Source organism: Achromobacter aegrifaciens, from assembly GCF_902859735.1.
Taxonomy (GTDB): domain Bacteria; phylum Pseudomonadota; class Gammaproteobacteria; order Burkholderiales; family Burkholderiaceae_B; genus Achromobacter; species Achromobacter aegrifaciens.
Window position 1 is genome coordinate 381,580 of record NZ_CADIJY010000005.1, and the last position, 18,672, is coordinate 400,251.

19 protein-coding genes are annotated in these 18,672 nt (G+C 66.8%); 12 read left to right on the top strand and 7 right to left on the bottom strand.

Features of this window, described 5'->3' with window-relative positions; translation table 11 throughout:
* Positions 1-115: 115 nt before the first annotated feature.
* Together HV766_RS17870 and HV766_RS17875 are read left to right on the top strand one after the other, a co-directional pair.
* On the top strand, positions 116-598 hold the full coding sequence (locus HV766_RS17870; protein WP_054455770.1) for a VOC family protein: 483 nt from the start codon (positions 116-118) through the stop codon (positions 596-598).
* A 17-nt stretch (positions 599-615) separates the two neighbouring features.
* Positions 616-1,290 (top strand): flavin reductase family protein, encoded by a 675-nt coding sequence (locus tag HV766_RS17875; protein ID WP_054455767.1) that lies wholly within the window; start codon positions 616-618, stop codon positions 1,288-1,290.
* 18 nt (positions 1,291-1,308) lie between these two features.
* Here HV766_RS17875 and HV766_RS17880 read toward each other — a convergent pair whose 3' ends face one another.
* Positions 1,309-2,241 (bottom strand): LysR substrate-binding domain-containing protein, encoded by a 933-nt coding sequence (locus tag HV766_RS17880; protein WP_175181612.1) that lies wholly within the window; start codon positions 2,239-2,241, stop codon positions 1,309-1,311.
* A gap of 171 nt (positions 2,242-2,412) precedes the next feature.
* Between HV766_RS17880 and HV766_RS17885 the strand changes: the two genes are divergently transcribed.
* The 6 genes from HV766_RS17885 (at position 2,413) to HV766_RS17910 (ending at position 7,664) form a co-directional block, all read left to right on the top strand.
* Positions 2,413-3,324 (top strand): amino acid ABC transporter substrate-binding protein, encoded by a 912-nt coding sequence (locus HV766_RS17885; RefSeq protein WP_054455764.1) that lies wholly within the window; start codon positions 2,413-2,415, stop codon positions 3,322-3,324.
* A 93-nt stretch (positions 3,325-3,417) separates the two neighbouring features.
* A complete protein-coding gene (locus HV766_RS17890; RefSeq protein ID WP_054455762.1) occupies positions 3,418-4,164 on the top strand; it encodes an amino acid ABC transporter permease in 747 nt (248 codons plus the stop codon).
* Positions 4,165-4,173: 9 nt separating this feature from the next.
* Positions 4,174-4,863: an amino acid ABC transporter permease gene (locus HV766_RS17895; RefSeq protein ID WP_054455759.1), complete on the top strand. Its 690-nt coding sequence runs from the start codon at positions 4,174-4,176 to the stop codon at positions 4,861-4,863.
* A 57-nt stretch (positions 4,864-4,920) separates the two neighbouring features.
* Positions 4,921-5,655 carry an amino acid ABC transporter ATP-binding protein gene (locus tag HV766_RS17900; RefSeq protein ID WP_041652034.1) on the top strand — a complete coding sequence of 245 codons (735 nt, stop codon included), beginning with the start codon at positions 4,921-4,923 and terminating at the stop codon, positions 5,653-5,655.
* A 5-nt stretch (positions 5,656-5,660) separates the two neighbouring features.
* Positions 5,661-6,716 (top strand): threonine aldolase family protein, encoded by a 1,056-nt coding sequence (locus HV766_RS17905; RefSeq protein ID WP_175181613.1) that lies wholly within the window; start codon positions 5,661-5,663, stop codon positions 6,714-6,716.
* Positions 6,717-6,758: 42 nt separating this feature from the next.
* Positions 6,759-7,664 (top strand): EamA family transporter, encoded by a 906-nt coding sequence (locus HV766_RS17910; protein ID WP_054455755.1) that lies wholly within the window; start codon positions 6,759-6,761, stop codon positions 7,662-7,664.
* Positions 7,665-7,747: 83 nt separating this feature from the next.
* Here the strand turns inward: HV766_RS17910 and HV766_RS17915 are convergent, their stop codons facing one another.
* The gene (locus HV766_RS17915; RefSeq protein ID WP_054455753.1) at positions 7,748-8,044 is read right to left on the bottom strand and encodes an acylphosphatase; all 297 of its coding nucleotides are present in this window, start codon (positions 8,042-8,044) and stop codon (positions 7,748-7,750) included.
* A gap of 160 nt (positions 8,045-8,204) precedes the next feature.
* Between HV766_RS17915 and HV766_RS17920 the strand changes: the two genes are divergently transcribed.
* From HV766_RS17920 to HV766_RS17935, 4 genes are all read left to right on the top strand, one after another.
* Complete coding sequence (locus HV766_RS17920) at positions 8,205-9,101, top strand: phytanoyl-CoA dioxygenase family protein (protein WP_054455751.1); 897 nt, start codon at positions 8,205-8,207, stop codon at positions 9,099-9,101.
* Between the two features lie 205 nt (positions 9,102-9,306).
* On the top strand, positions 9,307-10,470 hold the full coding sequence (locus HV766_RS17925; RefSeq protein WP_054455749.1) for an alpha-hydroxy acid oxidase: 1,164 nt from the start codon (positions 9,307-9,309) through the stop codon (positions 10,468-10,470).
* A gap of 105 nt (positions 10,471-10,575) precedes the next feature.
* The gene (locus tag HV766_RS17930; protein WP_175181614.1) at positions 10,576-11,649 is read left to right on the top strand and encodes an extracellular solute-binding protein; all 1,074 of its coding nucleotides are present in this window, start codon (positions 10,576-10,578) and stop codon (positions 11,647-11,649) included.
* A gap of 80 nt (positions 11,650-11,729) precedes the next feature.
* Positions 11,730-12,563 carry an AraC family transcriptional regulator gene (locus HV766_RS17935; RefSeq protein ID WP_119449788.1) on the top strand — a complete coding sequence of 278 codons (834 nt, stop codon included), beginning with the start codon at positions 11,730-11,732 and terminating at the stop codon, positions 12,561-12,563.
* Positions 12,564-12,596: 33 nt separating this feature from the next.
* Here the strand turns inward: HV766_RS17935 and HV766_RS17940 are convergent, their stop codons facing one another.
* From HV766_RS17940 to HV766_RS17960, 5 genes are all read right to left on the bottom strand, one after another.
* A complete protein-coding gene (locus HV766_RS17940) occupies positions 12,597-13,877 on the bottom strand; it encodes an amidohydrolase family protein (protein ID WP_054455742.1) in 1,281 nt (426 codons plus the stop codon).
* A gap of 149 nt (positions 13,878-14,026) precedes the next feature.
* Positions 14,027-14,977, bottom strand: coding sequence for an ABC transporter permease (locus tag HV766_RS17945; RefSeq protein WP_175181615.1), 951 nt, complete (start codon positions 14,975-14,977; stop codon positions 14,027-14,029).
* Between the two features lie 10 nt (positions 14,978-14,987).
* The gene (locus tag HV766_RS17950) at positions 14,988-16,061 is read right to left on the bottom strand and encodes an ABC transporter permease (protein ID WP_054455738.1); all 1,074 of its coding nucleotides are present in this window, start codon (positions 16,059-16,061) and stop codon (positions 14,988-14,990) included.
* A 49-nt stretch (positions 16,062-16,110) separates the two neighbouring features.
* Positions 16,111-17,640: an ABC transporter ATP-binding protein gene (locus HV766_RS17955; RefSeq protein WP_175181616.1), complete on the bottom strand. Its 1,530-nt coding sequence runs from the start codon at positions 17,638-17,640 to the stop codon at positions 16,111-16,113.
* The gene (locus HV766_RS17960; RefSeq protein WP_082401099.1) at positions 17,637-18,668 is read right to left on the bottom strand and encodes a BMP family protein; all 1,032 of its coding nucleotides are present in this window, start codon (positions 18,666-18,668) and stop codon (positions 17,637-17,639) included. Before HV766_RS17960 ends, HV766_RS17955 begins: the two co-directional genes overlap by 4 nt.
* Positions 18,669-18,672 lie beyond the last annotated feature (4 nt).

Consider the following 18,672-nt stretch of genomic DNA (forward strand, 5'->3'; position numbering starts at 1 on the left):
GTCTGCTGCACTTCTGGATTGCGCCAGACGGCATTCCCCGGCATCCCGTCCGGGACCAACATTCGAGCCGTGGCCGCGCGTGGGCGCAGGCCGTATGAGAAACGAGGAGAGACAAATGGCGCTGGAAGTTCTGGAACTGCATCATCACGCCGTGCGCATGTCGCTGGACAAGGTCGCGGCCATGGGCGCGTTCTACGGAGACGTGCTGGGACTGGACACAGACCGTGGCCGCTGGGAGATTCCGGGCATCGCCGGGTACTTCCTGGACATGGGCAACGACTGCCAGATCCACCTGCTGGGCAGCGACGGCCCCTCGCCCTATTCCCAAGGTCCGGGCTGTGATCCTGTGGAAAACCACGTGGCGCTGGCCGTGCGCGATATCGCGGCGGCCGAGACGGAACTGCAGCGCCTTGCGGTGGATTATTGGAAGCTGGACAACGTGGCCGCGCCCGAGCTCATGCAGCTGTTCCTGCGCGACCCGGTGGGCAACTTGATCGAGCTGCATCAGATCGGCCGCTGCCGTTGCAAGCGCAGCGACCGCGCCTTTGCCGACGCGAAGGCCGCGCAAGGCGCTGCGCCGTCGCAGGGCCGGGACTGAGGGGCTGGGGATAAGCCATGTTCATCGATCTGAATGACCTGGCGGGCCCGGCGCGCTACAAGCTGCTGACCGCGGCGATCGTGCCGCGGCCCATCGCCTGGATCGTGTCGCGCGACGCCGCAGGGACGACGAACGTGGCGCCGTTCTCGTTTTTTAACCTGATGTCGGGCGATCCGCCGCTGATCTGCGTCGGCATCGGCGTGCGCGGCGACGCGCCCAAGGACACCGCGCGCAACATCGCCGAACGCGGCGAGTTCACCGTGAGTCTGGTATCCGCCCCGCAGGCTGGCCGGATGAACGTGACGGCGGTGGATTTTCCGGCGGACGTGGACGAGTCCCGGGAGGCTGGCCTGGAGCTGTCGCCGTCGCGGCGCATCGAAGTGCCCTGGGTGGCGCAGTCGCCTGTGGCGTTCGAGTGCCGCGTGCATGAACTGATGCGCATCGACCGCCGCAGCCTGATCGTGGCGCAGGTCGCGGCCATGCACGTGCGCGATGACGTGGTGGCGGACCGCGAGCATCTCTATCTGGATGGCCCCGCGATGGACCTGCTGGCGCGGCTGCATAACCCCGGCTGGTATTGCCGGCCGCAGGCGGCTTTCCAGATGCCGCAGTTGACGCTGGCGCAGTGGGAGGCGCTGAAGCAGTCGGGCGAGGCCCAACGCTATCTGGAGCAAGGGGCCGCAGAGCGCTGATGGCACCAGCGCGCGGCGTCACCGCCCCGGCCGCGCCTTCAGATCCCCCATCTCTTCCTGCATGAGCTGGTGCGCATAACGTGAAAACACGCTGACCAGCCGTGTGCGCGTATGGTACGGCGGGTACAGCAGCGCCACCGTCACCGGCACGGCGGGGCTGAAGGGGCGGATTTCGACGTTGTGGGCGGCGTATTCCTCGCGCGCGGCCAGCGGGTTGATGAGCGCCACGCCCAATCCTGCGCCGACCAGGGCGCAGATCGACGAACCCAGGCCGGCCTCGGCGACGGTCTGGCGTTCGACCTTGGCTGTCCTGAACACGGCGTCGATTTTCTCGCGCAGCGGCGTGCCGCTGGTGAAGGCCACGAAAGGCTCGCCGGCGAAGTCCGCCGGCTTGAGCTTTTTCAGCTTGGTCAGGCGATGGTCCTTGGGTACCACCGCGACGCAGCTCATGGTCAATACCGGTTCGACCTGGATGCCGGGGGAATCTCCCGACAGCATGGCCAGGCCCGTGTCGCAGAACCCCGAACTGATCCAGTTGTGCACCGTGCTGGCGTTGCCGGAATGGATGGACACCATCACGTCCGGGTATTCCGTCTTGAAGGCCGCGACGATGCGCGCCAGCAGCCCGCCTGCCAGCCGCGGCATGGCGGCTACGCTCAGGCGGCTGGCGCTGAACGAGCGGATGCTGGCCGCCGCCGATTCCAGGCCGGCCAGGCCGATGAAGGTCTTTTCCACTTCCTGGAAGAAGCGCGACCCGTCCTGCGTCGGGGTCAGGCGGCTGCCATTGCGGTCGAACAAGGCGAACTGGGTAATGGCTTCCAATTGCGCAATTAAGCGGCTAACGTGCGGCTGCGAGGTGTGCACGCGCCGTGCGGCGGCGGTCATGGAGCCGGTCATCATCACGGCGCGGAACGCCTCAATGTGTCTCAAGCCCATCCGTGGAATGGCCATGTCAAATCCGTATAGAGGAATACTCGATTGGAACTGGATAAAACCATACCGCTAGTTGATACTTTTCGCCAGCCGCGGGGCTCATCGCGGGACGAGGCGGCTGTCAGCCTGGCTGGCGCCGTCGATCGTGAACATAAACATGCGCCGCTCGAACGGCGCCAAGGGAATCAGATGAAAGCACTTGCTGCGATCTCCGTCGCCGCGGCCTTCCTGGGCAGCGCCGCAACCGCCCACGCCGAAGGCCCCAGCCGCCTGGACAAGATCAAGGAAACCGGCGTGATCACGCTGGGCCATCCGGAGACCTCGGTCCCATTCGCCTATCTGGACGGCAACCAGAAGCCGATCGGTTACACAGTGGAGATCTGCCAGGAAGTCGCCCAGTACGTGAAGGCCGCCCTGAAGCTGCCCAAGCTGGAAGTGCGCTACAACCCGACGACTTCCGCCACGCGCATTCCGTTGCTGGCCAATGGCACCATCGACCTGGAATGCGGCAACACCACCAATAACCTCGAACGCCATAAGCTGGTGTCGTTCGCGCCTACGACCTTCGTGGCGCAGGTGGTGCTGGTGGCGCGCAAGGACGGCGGCGTGGATCCCAACAACCTGGAGTCCTTCCGCGGCAAATCCATCGCCGCGCAGGCCGGCGGCCAGACCTTCCGGCTGATCTCGCAGCTGAACGCCAAGGGCAACCTGGGTATCACCATGGCGCCGACCAAGGACACCGCCGAAACCATTTTGATGGTGGAATCCGGCCGCGCCGCGGGCTCGGCCAACGACGACGGCATCGCTTATGGCGCGGTGGCGTCGTCCAAGAACCCCGACGCCTTCGTGATCGGCACCAAGGGCCTGGAAATGGCGCCCTACGGCATCATGGAACCCAAGGACGACCCGGCCTTCAAGAAGGTGGTGGACGATGCCGTGCGCGACCTGATCAAGACGGGCAAGGTGGCCGCGATCTACGACAAGTATTTCAATGCGCCGATCCCGCCCAAGCAGATCAACCTGAAGTACCCGATGAGCGATGCGCTCAAGCGCGCGCTGGCCAATCCGACCGATTCCGGCGATCCCAAGGCGTACGAGTAAGCAGGCTGTGCGCGGGACGCCTGGCGTCCCGCGGCTTGCTAGCAAGGACGCCGGCCGCCAGGCGCGGCGGGCATCGCCATCAAGGGACGGGGCATGAATTACAACTGGAGCTGGAGCGTCTTCCTGGATATGTCGCCGGACGGCGTGCATACCTTTCTGGAGACGATCTTCATCGGCGTGGGCTGGACCCTGGCGCTGGCCCTGACGGCGTGGGTGTTCTCGCTATTGCTGGGATCAGTACTGGGCGTGATGCGCACCGCCAGCTCCCGCCTGATGAATGCGCTGGGCGCGACCTATGTGGAGGTGTTCCGCAACATCCCGCTGCTGGTGCAGATGTTCCTGTGGTACTTCGTGTTGCCCGAATTGCTGCCGCATGCCTGGGGCCTGGCCATGAAGCAGATGCCGCAACCCTGGGGCCAGTTCGTTCCCGCGGTGCTGTGCCTGGGGTTCTATGGATCGGCGCGCGTGGCCGAGCAGCTGCGCGCGGGCATACAGTCGCTGCCGCGCGGCCAGTTCCAGGCGGGCACGGCGCTGGGCCTGACCGAGGCGCAGGTGTACCGCTACATCATCCTGCCGGAAGCGTTCCGCATCGTGCTGCCGCCCCTGACCTCCGAGTTCATGGGCACCATCAAGTATTCGTCGGTGGCGCTGACGATAGGGCTCCTGGAGCTGACCGGCCAGGCGCGCTCGATGGCGGAATTCAGCTTCCACATCTTCGAGGCGTTTTCCGCCGCCACGGTGATCTACCTGATCATCAACGGCGTGGTGGTGCTGGGCATGCGCCTGCTCGAACGCCATGTTGCGGTGCCCGGACTGATCGGTTCGGCGAAAAGGCCCTAGGACGACACCATGGGCAAATTCGATTTCGACGTGATCTGGGCGGCGCTGCCCTATCTGTTCAAGACGGGCATGACCTTCACGCTGACGCTGACCGCGCTGGCGGGCGTGATGGGCCTGGCGCTGGGCACGCTGCTGGCCATGATGCGGCTGTCGCGCTTCAAGATCCTGTCGGTGCCGGCGGGCATCTACGTGAACGTGATGCGCTCGATCCCGCTTCTGCTGGTGATCTTCTGGTTCTACTTCCTGATGCCCTACATCGCCGCCTGGGTGGTGGGGTCGCCCACGCCGCTGCGCGTGGGGGCGTTCAATTCGGCGGTAATCACCTTCACCTTGTTCGAGGCCGCGTACTTCTGCGAAATCATGCGCGCGGGCATCCAGTCCATCGCGCGCGGCCAGGTGTCGGCCAGCATGGCGCTGGGGCTGAACCACTGGCAGGGCATGCGCTACGTGGTGTTGCCGCAGGCGTTCCGCAACATGCTGCCCGCGCTTTTGACCCGCATCATCATCCTGTTCCAGGACACCTCGCTGGTGTATGTGCTGTCTCTCACCGACTTCCTCGGCGCGGCGGCCAAGATCGGTCAGCGCGACGGTCGTCTGGTGGAGCTCTATCTATTCGTGGCGGTGGTGTATTTCGTGATCTGCTTCACGGCGTCCCGCCTGGTCAAGTTGCTGGAAAAGCGCACGCGGGTGCTGCGCTAGCGCAGCGCTTCCAGTTATCCACAGGTTTCAACAATGCAACTCTCTTCCAAGCCCCCGATGATAGCGATCAAGCAGGTCAGCAAGTGGTATGGCGACTTCCAGGTGCTGGACGATTGCTCGACCACCGTGGGCCGCGGCGAAGTCGTGGTGGTGTGCGGGCCGTCGGGTTCGGGCAAGTCCACGCTGATCAAGACCGTGAACGCGCTGGAGCCCTTCCAGAAGGGCGAGATCCAGGTCAACGGCATTTCGGTGGGCGATCCGCGTACCAACCTGCCCAAGTTGCGCGCGGTGGCCGGCATGGTGTTCCAGCATTTCGAGCTGTTCCCGCACCTGTCGGTGACGGAGAACCTGTGCCTGGGCCAGCTCAAGGTGCTCAAGCGCGGCAAGGACGAAGCCCGCCAGCGCGCGCTGGCCCTGCTGGAGCGCGTGGGCCTGTCGGCGCACAAGGACAAGCACCCCGGCGAGCTGTCGGGCGGCCAGCAGCAGCGCGTGGCGATCGCGCGCGCGCTGTCGATGGACCCGGTGGTGATGCTGTTCGACGAGCCGACTTCGGCGCTGGATCCGGAGATGGTCAACGAAGTGCTGGACGTGATGACCGACCTGGCCGCCGAAGGCATGACGATGATGGTGGTGACCCACGAAATGGGATTCGCCCGCCGCGTCGCCGACCGTGTGATCTTCATGGACGGCGGCAAGATCGTGGAAGACTGCGACAAGGAGCAGTTCTTCGGCGATGTAGAGGAGCGTGCGCCGCGCACGCGCCAGTTTCTTTCCAAAATCCTGCAGCACTGACAGCCATGACCCAGACCTCCTCCGCCGCCGCCCGCGCACCCGTCGACCTGCGCAGCGACACGGTCACCCATCCCACCGCGGCCATGTATGAACGCATGCGCACCGCACCCATCGGCGATGACGGCCTGGATGGCGACCCTACCGTACGCGAGCTCGAGGCGTATGTGGCCGCGCAGTTGGGCAAAGAAGGCGGGCTGTTCGTGCCCAGCTGCACCATGGCCAACCTGCTGGCGGTGCTGGCGCAGACGCAGCGCAATGAGCAGGTGGTGCTGGAGTCGGCCGCCCACATGTACACGTCCGAACGCGGCGCGGCCACGTTCACCGGCTCGTTCTACCTGGGTCTGCCCGGTTCTGATGGCGCCATGGACCTGAACCGCCTGGAGGACGCTTTGCTGGCTGGCGGCCACCGGTTGAAGACGGCGCTGGTGACGATGGAGACCTCGCACAACAATGCGGCCGGCGCGGTGCTGCCGCTTGATCACATGCAGGCGGTCCATGGCCTGGCGCATGCCGCGGGCGTGCCGGTGCACCTGGATGGCGCGCGGCTTTACAACGCGGCCGTGGCCCTGGGCGTGGCGGCGGGCGAGATCGCCTGCCATGCCGATACCGTGTCGCTGTGCCTGTCCAAGGGCCTGAGCGCGCCGGTGGGCGCTGTGTTGGCCGGCAGCCAGTCGGTCATGGCCCGCGCGCGCGTGCTGCGCCGCATGCTGGGCGGCACGCAGCGCCAGTCGGGCATCATGGCCGCGGCCGGCCTGGAAGGCGTTCAGACCATGACCGGGCGGCTGGCGGAGGACCACGTCCGCGCCCGCAGCCTGAGCGCGGGCGTGAACCGCCTGGGACCGGCTCTTTCGGCCACCGAACCGCAGACCAACATCGTGCAGGTGGAAACCGCCGACACGGGCAGGAGCAACACGGAGTGGGTGGCTGCCCTGCAGGCGGCGGGCTTGCTGGTGCGTCCCTGGGGCCGCACGCGGCTGCGCTGCGTGACTCACCGCCACATCGGCGACGCCGACATCGACGCGGCTGTGCAGGCCTTCGAAACGGTGCTGAACGCAGGCTGATCTGCTCCGTTCAGCAGCGGTGTCGCGATGCGATAATGCCGCATGACCACGACCCATCTTTCCCGAAAAGACTATTTCTGCGCACTGGCGGTCGTGGTCATCTGGGGCACCAACTTCGTCGCCATGAAAGTCGGCATGCGGGGCCTCTCCCCCATGCTGCTGGGCGCCCTGAGATTCGCGCTGGCGGCCTTTCCCCTGATTCTCTTCGTGCGTGCGCCCAGGCTGCCGTGGCGCTGGGTCGCGGCGTATGGATTGGTCCAGGGCCTGGGCCAGTTCGGACTGCTGTTCACCGCCTTGAAGTTCGGCATGCCGGCCGGCATGGCTTCGCTGGTGATCCAGACGCAGGCCTTCTTCACGCTGCTGCTGGCCGCGCCCATCCTGCATGAGCGCGCGCAGCGCCACCACTGGATCGGGCTGGGCGTGGCGGCGCTGGGGCTGGCGGTCATCGCCGGCGGCCGCGGCGAAGGGCCGGGCCAGATGACCATGGCGGGCTTCGTGCTGACGCTGGGCGGCGCGTTCATGTGGGCCGTGTCGAACATAATCGTGCGCCTGGCCAGCCGCAAGTCGCCCGGCTACGACCCGTTTGCCTTCATCGCCTGGAGCAGCGCCGCGCCGGTGCTGCCTTTCCTGCTGCTGGCGGTGCTGATCGACGGCTGGCAGCCGGTGGTCGGCATGATCGTGAACATAGGCTGGGGAGAGATCCTGTCGGTGTTGTACCTGGCGGTGCTGGCCACTTTGGTGGCCTACACGTTGTGGACGCAGTTGCTCACGCGCCACGCCGCCGCCAAGATCGCACCGTTCTCGTTGCTGGTGCCCGTGGTGGGGCTATGGGCCGCTTCCGTGGCCTTCGGCGAACGCCTGGAGACGCTGCAATGGGTAGGCGTGGCCTGCGTGCTGGCCGGCCTGCTCTTCAACCAGCTGGGCGGGCGCTGGCTGCGCACGCGCTGAGCCTTCCGGCAGGCGCTTTTTTCCCTTTCGCGTGCGTATCGGCCGACCAGACTAGCCCATAACGGCGAGCAGAGGCGACGGCCTCACAGCTGCTCGAAACGGATGTAACGCTTATCGGTGTACTCCCGGCGGGTGGTGATTTCCTGCACGCTGGCGCCCGGGGGGCCGCGCCGCAGCCATTCCAGCATGTGGTCGACCTGGTCGGCGGTGCCTTGCACCATGGCTTCGACCGTGCCGTTCGGCAGGTTCTGCACCCAGCCCTTGGCGCCCAGCATGTGGGCGCGCCGGACCGTGGCGTGGCGGTAGCCCACGCCCTGCACGGTGCCGGTGATCGTGACGTGCACGGTCTCGATATGGGTATCGGCTTTAGGGTCTTGCATCGATTCTCTCTTGGATGATGCGCCGCGCTCGGCGATGTACGTAGACGTTAGTGACTACGGCGGATGATCTATAGGCCGGGGGCACGCCTGGCGATACGTTAGAGCTCATGTCAAAACGTGCCAGCGGGAACACCCGTTACCAGAGCTTGGAGAAGCCATTATGGAAGAGACCAGTTTGTTGTCGGAAGCTGAGACAGCGCGCTACAGGGAACAGGGTTACCTGGCCCTGAAGGACATGTGCCCGCAGGACGAGGTGGGTTACATCCGCAGGACGCTGCTCGACCTGTTCGCGAACAAGACCGGCTACAACGAGGGTGCGCAGTATGACTTTGTGAGCCGTGACGACCCGTCCAAACCCGCCAAGTTTCCCAGCCTGCACGATCCACGCCATTATGCCCCGGGCCTCTTGAAGACCGAGTACCACGAGCGCACCCTGGAGCTGGCGCGCCAGCTGCTGGGCCCCGAGGCCGCCCTGTATGGCGAGCACGCCCTGCTCAAGCCTGGGCCGCACGGACCGGAAACGCCGTGGCACCAGGACGAGGCTTTCCGCTCGCCGGACTTCATCTACAACGAACTCAGCATCTGGCTGGCGCTGCAGCCGGCCACCACGGAAAACGGCTGCATGCAGTTCATTCCGGGTTCCAACAAATGGGATGTGCTGGAGCACCGTTCGCCGGGCGGCGACAAGACCCTGCATCCGCTGGAATGCTGCGGCGATTTTCCGCGCGACCAGGCGGTGCCGGAGCCCCTGGACCCGGGCGGCATCACGGTGCACGACGCCCGCACGCTGCACTTCACCGGGCCGAATACCTCGCAGGCGCCGCGGCTGGCTTACATCCTGATCTACAACACGCCGCCGGTCTACAAGCCGGGCCGCCGCGAATTCCCGTGGCTGGAGGGCCGCTGGACCGACAGCCAGACCCGCAAGAAGCAGTGGCACAAGCGCGGCGGGCTGGCCGTGGACGTGATGCGCCGTCTGCCCGGCGCGCGGCTGACCAGCCCACGCTGGGTGGCCTGGGCCACGATCCGGGCCGTGTCCAAAGTCTGGCCGCGATAACGGGGGCGCAGGGGCCGCAAGAGTCCCTGCGATAAGGGGGGCGAACGAGGCCGGCAAGCAACGCTTGCCGGCCTCGGCGCGTATACTGGGCGGCGTTGCGAGGCCTGGGAGGCCCGCGCAATCGCTGGAGCTGCCCGCAGCTGGCGGCCCGGCGTCCAAGAATAACTAGCCGCAGCTGGCGCCCCAACACTCCATAGACCACTCCATGACCGCTAACCTTTCTACGATCACCTGCATCGAAGATCTGCGCGCCATTGCGCAGAAGCGCGTGCCGCGCATGTTCTACGACTACGCGGATTCCGGCGCCTGGACCGAAGGCACCTACCGTGCCAACGAAAGCGATTTCCAGAAGATCAAGCTGCGCCAGCGCGTGGCGGTGAACATGGAAGGCCGGTCGCTGCGCACCACCATGGTGGGCCACGACGTGACCATGCCGCTGGCGATCTCGCCCACGGGCCTGACCGGCATGCAGCATGCGGACGGCGAAATCCTGGCGGCCAAGGCGGCGGCGGACTTCGGCGTGCCGTTCACGCTGTCCACCATGAGCATCTGTTCGCTGGAAGACGTGGCCGCGGCCACCAAGAAACCCTTCTGGTTCCAGCTCTATGTGATGCGCGACCGCGAGTTCGTCGCCAACCTGATCGACCGCGCCAAGGCCGCCGGCTGCTCGGCGCTGGTGCTGACGCTGGACCTGCAGATCCTGGGCCAGCGCCACAAGGACATCAAGAACGGCCTGTCCACTCCGCCCAAGCCCACCCTGCGCAATCTCATCAACCTGGCCACCAAGCCGCGCTGGTGCATGGGCATGCTGGGCACCAAGCGCCGCACCTTCGGCAACATCGTCGGCCACGCCAAGGGCGTGAGCGACCTGTCCTCCCTGTCGGCATGGACCGCCGAACAATTCGACCCGCGCCTGAGCTGGGACGACGTCGAATGGATCAAGCAGCGTTGGGGCGGCAAGCTCATCATCAAGGGCATCCTGGATGTCGAGGACGCGCAGCTGGCCGCCAATAGCGGCGCCGACGCGCTCATCGTCAGCAACCACGGCGGGCGCCAGCTTGACGGCGCCATGTCGTCCATCGCCGCCCTGCCTTCGATCGCCGACGCCGTGGGTTCGAAGATCGAAGTGTGGATGGACGGCGGCGTGCGTTCCGGCCAGGACATCCTGAAGGCCGTGGCGCTGGGCGCGCGCGGCGCCATGATCGGCCGCGCCTTCCTTTACGGCCTGGGGGCCTATGGCCAGGCTGGCGTGACCCGCGTGCTGGAGATCCTGTACAAGGAAATGGATACGACGATGGCGCTGTGCGGCCGTCGCTCGATCGAGCCCGGCGACCGCAGCATCCTGCTGCCCGGAACCTACCCGAACTGAACGGTTCGGCGGCCCATGAGAAAAAGCCTGGATACGGTAGCGTGCCAGGCTTTTTTCGTTGGCGCGCCGGTTGGCGAGGTCGCATGAGCCCATGCAGGAGACTCTATGACGCGTAACAAACAAGATGGGCAGCGCCGCCTGGGCGCAGGCAGGCGGCTGCTGGGCGCGGCTCTGGCGGTGCTGTTGTCGGCCGGGGCGGCGGCGCAGCAGACCACGCTGTACGTGGGCATGAACGGCGGCGACATGGCGCGCGCGTTCTCGCAGTACGTATTTCCGGATTTCGAGCGCGCCCACAACGTCAGGATCGTGGTGGTGCCGGGCATGTCGACCGAGGTGCTGGCGCGCGCCCAGGCCGACAAGGGCAAGCCGCGGCTGCATCTCATGTTCCTGGACGACGGCGTCATGGCGCGCGCGATTTCCATGGGATTGTGCACGCAGCTCAACGAAGATCCGGTGCTGAAGGAGCTGTACCCCACCGCCCTGAAGAAGGACCGCATGGCCGCGGGCATCGACATCGGCATGACTGGCCTGGGCTACAACACCAAGGTGTTCGCCGAGCGGGGCTGGGCGCCGCCGACGTCGTGGATGGACCTCGCCGATCCGAAGTACCGGGGCCAGGTCGTGGTCCAGTCGGCTTCGAGCAGCACCTTCGGTCTGCACGCGTTCCTGATGATCAACCGCATCCTGGGCGGCGACGATCAGAACTATGGACCGGGCTTCGCGCACTGGCCGGCTGTGGTCGGCCCGAACGTGCGTGCATACCTGCCGGATTCGGCGCGCCTAGCCGACATGGTGCAGGACGACGAGGCGGTGCTGTTTCCCTGGACACCCACGGCCATCACCCGCCTGAAGAAGCGCGGCGTGCACGTGGAATATGCGCAGCCCAGGGAGGGCTCGATGATCCTGATGGTGGGCGAGTGCGTGGTCGCCGGCAATAGCGAACCGGAGCTGTCGCAGAAGCTGGCGCTGTACCTGCTGTCCGAGCAGGCGCAAGCGAAGGCGCTGGAGATGGGGGGGCATTTCCCGTCCAACCGCAATGTGCTGGCGCCAGCGGGCCACGCGGACGCGCTGCAGCGATTCCAGGGTTACATGTCGAACGCCAAGATACCGAACTGGGATCAGATCAACGAGACCCGGCCCGCGTTCAACGCGCGCTGGAACCGGGAGATCGGACGCTGACGGCCTCCTGCCCCGGGGGCGGGCAAAAAGCGCAAAATCTGCAAAGGCCGGCCCGCTACATTGCTCTCCAAGGAGACCGCATGAAGCCTGCAACCCTGAACCACTATGGCCAGCGCCTGGAACCCGTCCTGCGCTGGCTGGCGAGCCACCCCGACGCCGATCCAGACCTGTACCGGCTGGCCGAGCTGGCCTGCCTGTCGCCGTACCACTTCCATCGCGTCTACCGCGCCATGATGGGAGAGACGGTGAACGCCACCGTGCAGCGCATCCGCATGCACCGCGCGGCGGTGGCGTTGGGGAATTCCGAGGCTTCCTTGCGCGAGGTGGCGCAGCGCGCCGGCTATGAGTCGGACGCAGCGTTCAACCGGGCATTCGGCGCGACCTTCGGCATATCGCCGGGGCGCTACCGGGCTGTCCGCTCCCGTCCCTTCGACCCACAGGAGCTAGGCATGTATCCCATCAAGATCGAAACCTTTCCGGGCGCGACGCTGGCGGTCCTGTCGCATCGCGGCAGCTATCAGGAAATCGGCCCGCTGTTCACGCGCGCCTTCATGCTGGCCGTCAGCCGCGGCATCGCGCAGCCGGAGTCCATCGGCTACGGCGTGTATTTCGACGACCCCGAGCAGGTACCTGCGAGTCAGCTGCGGTCCATGGCCGGCATGTCGGTGGCGCCGGACGCCGACCTGGGCGGCGAGCTGGAGCGCTTCGAGATTCCGGAAGGCCGTTGCGCCATCCTGACGTACACCGGGCCCTATAACGAGATGGACAAGGCCTACAACTGGATGTTCTCGCAATGGCTGCCGGCCAGCGGCGAGGTGCCGGCGGACTTTCCCATGTTCGAGCAGTACCTGAACGATCCGCGCACTACGCCGCCGGCGCAATTGCAGACGCGTATCTGCATGCCGCTGAAGTAAGGCGCGGCGGTGTGAGCGCCGCGCCCGACGCGCTCAGCGGGCCGGCGTCTGGAAGCTGACCTGGCTCGGACGGCCTGGCAGGTTCAGGGTGGCGGTGGCGGGCGGCGTGGTCGCCACTACCTGCCCCGCGCGCAGCACCATCAGGCGGGTGGCGCGCAGGCGCAGCGCCTCGACGGCGTCGCGCGCCTGCAGCAGCACCAGATCGGCGCGCTTGCCGACGGCCAGGCCGGTCTCGTCCAGGCCCAGGATCCTGGCCGGCGTGGTGGTGACGGCTTCGAAACAGGCGCGCATGGCGTCCTGGCCCGTCATCTGGGCCACGTGCAGGCCCATGTGCGCCACTTCCAGCATGTCGCCCGAACCCAGGCTGTACCAGGGGTCCATCACGCAGTCATGGCCGAAAGCCACGGGCACGCCAGCGGCCAGCAGCTCGGGCACGCGCGTCATGCCGCGGCGCTTCGGATAGGTGTCGTGGCGGCCTTGCAGCGTGATGTTGATCAGCGGGTTGGCGATGGCGGACACGCCGGCTTCGCGCATCAGCGGAATCAGCTTGGAGACGTAGTAGTTGTCCATGGAGTGCATGGACGTCAGGTGCGAGCCTGTCACGCGGCCTTGCAGGCCCAGGCGCTGCGTGTGGTACGCCAGCGTCTCGATGTGGCGCGACAGCGGGTCGTCGCTTTCATCGCAGTGCATGTCCACGCGCAGGCCGCGTTCGGCCGCCAGTTCGCACAGGATGCGCACCGATTCCGCGCCGTCCTGCATGGTGCGTTCGAAGTGCGGAATGCCGCCCACCACGTCCACGCCCATGTCCAGCGCGCGCTTGAGGTTGTCCAGGGCGCCGGGGGCGCGCAACACGCCGTCCTGCGGGAAGGCGACCAGTTGCAGGTCCAGGTAGGGTTTGACCTTCTCGCGCACGTGCAGCAACGCTTCCGTGGCCAGGAGGCGCGGATCGCACACGTCCACATGCGAGCGGATGGCCAGCAGGCCGCGCGCCACGGCCCAGTCGCAATAGGCCAGCGCGCGCTCGACCAGCGCTTCCTGCGTCAACAGCGGCTTGAGCTCGCCCCACAGCGCGATGCCTTCCAGCAGCGTGCCGGACTGATTCACGCGCGGCAGTCCGAAGGACAGCGTGGAGTCCATATGGAAGTGCGCGTCGACGAAAGGCGGCGCCACCAGCTGGCCCGCCGCGTCCACGGTCTGCGCGGCCTCGGCCTTCAGCGCCGGTTCCAGCGCCACGATACGGCCATTGGCGATGCCAATGTCGATGTTCTGGCGGCCATCGGGCAGCGTGCAGTGTCTAAGAATCAGATCGAGCATGGAAGTCCTTGCGGAAGGTTTCTGTTGTTCATGGTACTGCGCCCCTCGCCGCATTAGGCTGGCGTGTCTCTATCCGGGTCGCATGGAGCCGGCTTTGCCGGTCCGTAGCGACGCCCCTGGGGGAAGCGCGCAGCGCTCGGGGGGGCTCTCTACCTTTCTCCCTTGCGGTAGGGCTTCATCAGGGCTTGCGGGTAGGCGGCGCGGCGCGCCATCACCACCAGGGCGAGAATGGACAGGACGTAGGGCAGCATCAGATAGACCTGGTACGGCAACTCCGGCAGGCCGGGCAGCGCTGCGCCGCCTTGCTGCATGCGCAATTGCAGCGCGTCGAAGAAGGCGAAGATCAGCGCGCCCAGCAGTGCCTTGCCGGGCCGCCACGACGCGAACACCACCAGCGCCACGCAAACCCAGCCGCGGCCGTTGACCATGTTGAAGAAGAAGGCGTTGAACGCCGCCAGCGTCAGGAAGCTGCCGGCCACGCCCATCAGTGCGGAGCCTGCCACGATGGCGCCCATGCGCAGGCGCGTCACCGACAGGCCCTGCCCTTCGGCCGCGGCCGGGTTTTCGCCCACCATGCGGATCGCCAGGCCGATGGGCGTGCGGTTCAGCACCCAGGCCAGTATCGGCACCGCGGCCAGGGCCAGCAAGGTCATGGGCGTTTGCCCCGCCAGCACCGGCCCGATGAGCGGAATGCCGTCCAGGAACTTCATTTCCGCAAACGGCGTGATCGTGGGCGGCGTGTTCACGCTGGGAAACGTGACGCGGTACGCGAAGTAGCTCAGGCTGGTGGCCAGCAGCGTCACGCCCAGGCCGGACACGTGCTGCGATAGGCCCAGCGGCACGGTCAGCACGGCGTGCAGCAGGCCGAACACGGCGCCCGCAAACGCGGCTGCAAGCACGCCCACGTAGAGCGGCGCGCCCAGGTACACCACCAGCCAGCCGGTGAAGGCGCCGGCGGCCATGATGCCTTCGATGCCCAGGTTCAGCACGCCCGCGCGCTCGCACAGCAGCACGCCCAGCGTGCCCAGTATCAGCGGCGTCGCCAGGCGCAGCACCGCCACCCAGAACGCCGACGAGCTCATCAGATCCATCCATTCCATGGCGCGCTCCTCAGGCCCGGTTGCGGCGCAGGCGGTACTGCGCAAATAGCGTCGCGACCAGCATGGCGAGCAACGAAGTGGCGACGATGACGTCGGCGATGTAGTTCGGCACCGCAATGGCGCGGCTCATGCTGTCCGCGCCCACCAGCATGCCGGCCACGAACAGGCTGGCCAGGATCACGCCCAGCGGATGCAGGCCGGCCAGCATGGCGACCACCACGCCGGTGTAGCCATAGCCCGGCGACATATCGAGCGTGACGTAGCCGGTGCGGCCCGCCACTTCGATCGCGCCGGCCAGGCCGGCCAGCGCGCCCGACAGCATGGCGGTGCCCAGCATCACACGGTTCACCGGCAAGCCCAGGAAGCGCGAGGCGTGCGCGTTGGCGCCGACCGCGCGCATCTGGAAGCCGAACACGGTATAGCGATTCAGCAGCCACAGCCCCAGCGCCAGGCCGGCCGCCCACAAGAGGCCGGTATGGGCGCGGGTGCGCTCGATCAGCTTGCCGAGCTCCAGGTCGCCGTTGAGCGCCACGGACTGCGGCCAGCCCATGGCCATGGGATCCTTCATGGGGCCGTCCAGCATCATCGACACGAACAGCAGCACGATGAAGTTGCCCAGCAGCGTGGTCACCACTTCATCCACGCCCAGCCGGGTCTTGAGAATGGCGGGGATCAGCAGCAGCAAGGCGCCGGCCAGGGCTGCCGCCAGCATCATGCCGGCAAACAGCGCGGGCACGGGCAGGTCGAAGCCGGTGCCGTCATGCAGGCCGCCCACCGCCACCGCGGCCAGTGCGCCCAGATATAGCTGGCCCTCGGCGCCGATGTTGTAGAAGCGCGCGCGGAATGCCACTGCACAGGCCAGGCCGGTCAGCATCAGCGGAGTGGCGCGGGTCAGTGTTTCGGACAGCGCAAAGCGCGAGCCGAACGCGCCTTCGAATAGCAAGGCATAGGTGCGGCCCACGGGGGCGCCAGCCCAGGCCACCAGCAGGGTGCAGACCGCCAGAGTGAAGGCGATGGCCGCGAAGGGCGCCAGGGCCAGCGCCAGGCGGCTGGGCTCCGGGCGGCGTTCCAGGATCAGTTTCATGCGAGTAATGCTCGATAGGTAGTGGAGACGCGCGGGACGCAGCGGGTTTTCATCCCTGCGTGCCCGTCATGGCCAGGCCCACCGTGGCGGGCGTCCATTCGGACACCGGCTTCACGGCGATCAGCTTGCCGCCGCACAGCACGGCGATGCGGTCGGCCAGCGCGAAGATCTCTTCCAGGTCTTCGGATACCAGCAGGACGCCTGCGCCACGGGTGCGCGCCGCCAATAACTGCTCACGCACATAGGCGACCGCGCCGATGTCCAGGCCCCAGGTGGGCTGGTCGGCCACGATGAAGCGCGGTTCGCGCGCCAGCGTGCGGCCCAGGATCAGCTTCTGCATATTGCCGCCGGACAGGCTGCGGGTACGCACGTCCAGCGACGCGGCGCGCACGTCGAACTGCTTGGCCAGGGCCTGGGCATAGGCTTTGCCCGCGCCCGCCCGGATCAGGCCCCAGCGCGCGAAGCGCGGGTCCTTCAGGTCTTCGACGATGGCGTTTTCCCACAAGGGGCTGTCGCCGATCACGCCTTCGCCGTGGCGGTCTTCGGGAATGCGGCCGACGTGGGCCGCGGTCCAGCCGGCCGGCGTGGTGGGCGCCGCCGCATGTTCGGGACCCAGGCGGATGGTGCCGTCGGTGGGTTGGCGCAGGCCGGTCAGCACCGACACCAGTGCTTGCTGGCCGTTGCCGGCCACGCCCGCGATCGCCACGATCTCGTGCTTGTGGACAACCAGGTCGAGGCTGTCCAGGCGCGTCGCGCCGTCGCGACCGTCGCGCACCGTCACCTGCGACAAGGTCACTACGGGCGCGGCCTGCTCGGCCGCGGCCACGGCTTCGGCGTGCGGCATGACGACCTTGCGGCCCACCATCAGCTCGGCCAATTCGGCCGGGCTGGTGCTGGCGGTTTCCCGCTCGGCCACCAGCTTGCCCTGGCGCAGCACCGCCACGCGGCCCGACACCGCCATGACTTCGTCGAGCTTGTGCGAGATGAAGATCACGGCCAGGCCTTCATCGACGAAGCCGCGCAGGGTGGCGAAGAGGTCCTGCACTTCCTGCGGCGTGAGCACCGCGGTGGGCTCGTCCAGGATCAGGACGCGCGCGCCGCGATACAGCGCCTTCAGGATCTCGACTCGCTGCTTCTCGCCGACTGACAGCGTGCCGACGCGCGCGTCCGGATCCACGCCCAGGCCGAAGCGTTGGCCGAGTTCAACCAGGCGCTGGCGCGCCTTGCCGCGGCCGGACGCCAGCTTCCACAGCGATTCCGTGCCGACCATGATGTTGTCCAGCACGGTCAGGTTGTCGGCCAGCGTGAAGTGCTGATGCACCATGCCGACCCCGGCCGCCAGCGCGGCGTCGGGCCGGCCGGCCGGCAAGGCCTGGCCAAAGACTTCGATGTTGCCGGCGTCGGCCACGTAATGGCCGAACAGGATCGACACCAGGGTCGATTTGCCGGCGCCGTTCTCGCCCAGCAAGGCCAACACTTCGCCCTGGCGCAGCGTGAGCGATATGTCGTCGTTGGCCGTGAGGCTGCCAAAGCGTTTGGTGATCCCCGTCAGTTGCAGGGCGAGAGGCGCGTGGTTCATCGTGCCGAGGACTTGGGTTCTTTGTCGTTGACCTTGACGCTGAAGCTGCCGTCCAGGATGGCCTTCTGCTTGGCCTGGACCTTGGCCATCAGGTCGGCGGGAATCTTGCTTTCGAAGGTGCCCAGCGGCGCCAGCGAGGAACCCTTGTGCTTCATCAGAGAATACTGGCCGTAGTCGTCGGCCTTGAACGTGCCGGCGCGCACCTGCTTGAGCGCTTCCTCGATGGTGGGTTCCATGCTCCACAGCGCCGAGGCGACCACGGTCTCCGGATACTGCTGCTGCGTGTCGATGACGTTGCCGATGGCCAGCTTGCCGCGTTCCTTGGCGGCGTCCGACACGCCGAAGCGCTCGGCGTAGAGCACGTCCGCGCCCTTGTCGATCATGGCGAAGGCGGCTTCCTTGGCCTTCGGGGGATCGAACCAGGAACCGATGAAGGTCACGGTGAACTCGGCCTGTGGATTCACTTCCTTGGCGCCTTCGATGAAGGCGTGCATCAGGCGGTTCACTTCAGGAATGGGGTAGCCGCCCACCAGGCCGATCTTGCCCGTCTTGCTCATGCCGCCGGCGATCATGCCGGTCAGGTAGGCGGGTTCCTGGATGTAGTTGTCGAACACCGAGAAGTTGGGCTGCTGCGGCTTGCCCGAGGAGCCCATCAGGAAAGCGGTCTGCGGATAGTCCTTGGCCACCTTGCGGGCGGCGGCTTCCACGGCGAAGGCCTCGCCCACCACCAGCTTGTTGCCTTGTTCCGCGTACTGGCGCATCACGCGCTCGTAGTCGGCGTTGGTGACGTTTTCCGAGAACGTGTATTCGATCTCGCCGCGATCGCGGGCCGCGACCAGCGCCTTGTGGATGCGCGACACCCATTGCTGTTCGACCGGCACCGTGTAGATGGCGGCGACCTTGGTCTTGGCGGGCGCCTGGGCCAGGGCGGCGCCCGAGAACATCAGCGCGCCGGCGGCGGCCGCGGCCAGCTTGAGCAGGCCGCGGCGGGCGATGCCGGCGACGGACGGGGTGGAAGAGGCTTTCATGCGG

Bases quoted from the DNA above. Each gene is read 5' to 3' on its own strand.
- HV766_RS17895 (WP_054455759.1), top strand. From the start codon at position 4,174: ATGGGCAAATTCGATTTCGACGTGATCTGGGCGGCGCTGCCCTATCTG.
- HV766_RS17905 (WP_175181613.1), top strand. From the start codon at position 5,661: ATGACCCAGACCTCCTCCGCCGCCGCCCGCGCACCCGTCGACCTGCGC.
- HV766_RS17875 (WP_054455767.1), top strand. From the start codon at position 616: ATGTTCATCGATCTGAATGACCTGGCGGGCCCGGCGCGCTACAAGCTG.
- HV766_RS17870 (WP_054455770.1), top strand. From the start codon at position 116: ATGGCGCTGGAAGTTCTGGAACTGCATCATCACGCCGTGCGCATGTCG.
- HV766_RS17890 (WP_054455762.1), top strand. From the start codon at position 3,418: ATGAATTACAACTGGAGCTGGAGCGTCTTCCTGGATATGTCGCCGGAC.
- HV766_RS17950 (WP_054455738.1), bottom strand. From the start codon at position 16,061: ATGAAACTGATCCTGGAACGCCGCCCGGAGCCCAGCCGCCTGGCGCTG.
- HV766_RS17880 (WP_175181612.1), bottom strand. From the start codon at position 2,241: ATGGCCATTCCACGGATGGGCTTGAGACACATTGAGGCGTTCCGCGCC.
- HV766_RS17955 (WP_175181616.1), bottom strand. From the start codon at position 17,640: ATGAACCACGCGCCTCTCGCCCTGCAACTGACGGGGATCACCAAACGC.
- HV766_RS17885 (WP_054455764.1), top strand. From the start codon at position 2,413: ATGAAAGCACTTGCTGCGATCTCCGTCGCCGCGGCCTTCCTGGGCAGC.
- HV766_RS17940 (WP_054455742.1), bottom strand. From the start codon at position 13,877: ATGCTCGATCTGATTCTTAGACACTGCACGCTGCCCGATGGCCGCCAG.
- HV766_RS17935 (WP_119449788.1), top strand. From the start codon at position 11,730: ATGAAGCCTGCAACCCTGAACCACTATGGCCAGCGCCTGGAACCCGTC.
- HV766_RS17915 (WP_054455753.1), bottom strand. From the start codon at position 8,044: ATGCAAGACCCTAAAGCCGATACCCATATCGAGACCGTGCACGTCACG.
- HV766_RS17945 (WP_175181615.1), bottom strand. From the start codon at position 14,977: ATGGAATGGATGGATCTGATGAGCTCGTCGGCGTTCTGGGTGGCGGTG.
- HV766_RS17960 (WP_082401099.1), bottom strand. From the start codon at position 18,668: ATGAAAGCCTCTTCCACCCCGTCCGTCGCCGGCATCGCCCGCCGCGGC.
- HV766_RS17925 (WP_054455749.1), top strand. From the start codon at position 9,307: ATGACCGCTAACCTTTCTACGATCACCTGCATCGAAGATCTGCGCGCC.
- HV766_RS17910 (WP_054455755.1), top strand. From the start codon at position 6,759: ATGACCACGACCCATCTTTCCCGAAAAGACTATTTCTGCGCACTGGCG.
- HV766_RS17920 (WP_054455751.1), top strand. From the start codon at position 8,205: ATGGAAGAGACCAGTTTGTTGTCGGAAGCTGAGACAGCGCGCTACAGG.
- HV766_RS17930 (WP_175181614.1), top strand. From the start codon at position 10,576: ATGACGCGTAACAAACAAGATGGGCAGCGCCGCCTGGGCGCAGGCAGG.
- HV766_RS17900 (WP_041652034.1), top strand. From the start codon at position 4,921: ATGATAGCGATCAAGCAGGTCAGCAAGTGGTATGGCGACTTCCAGGTG.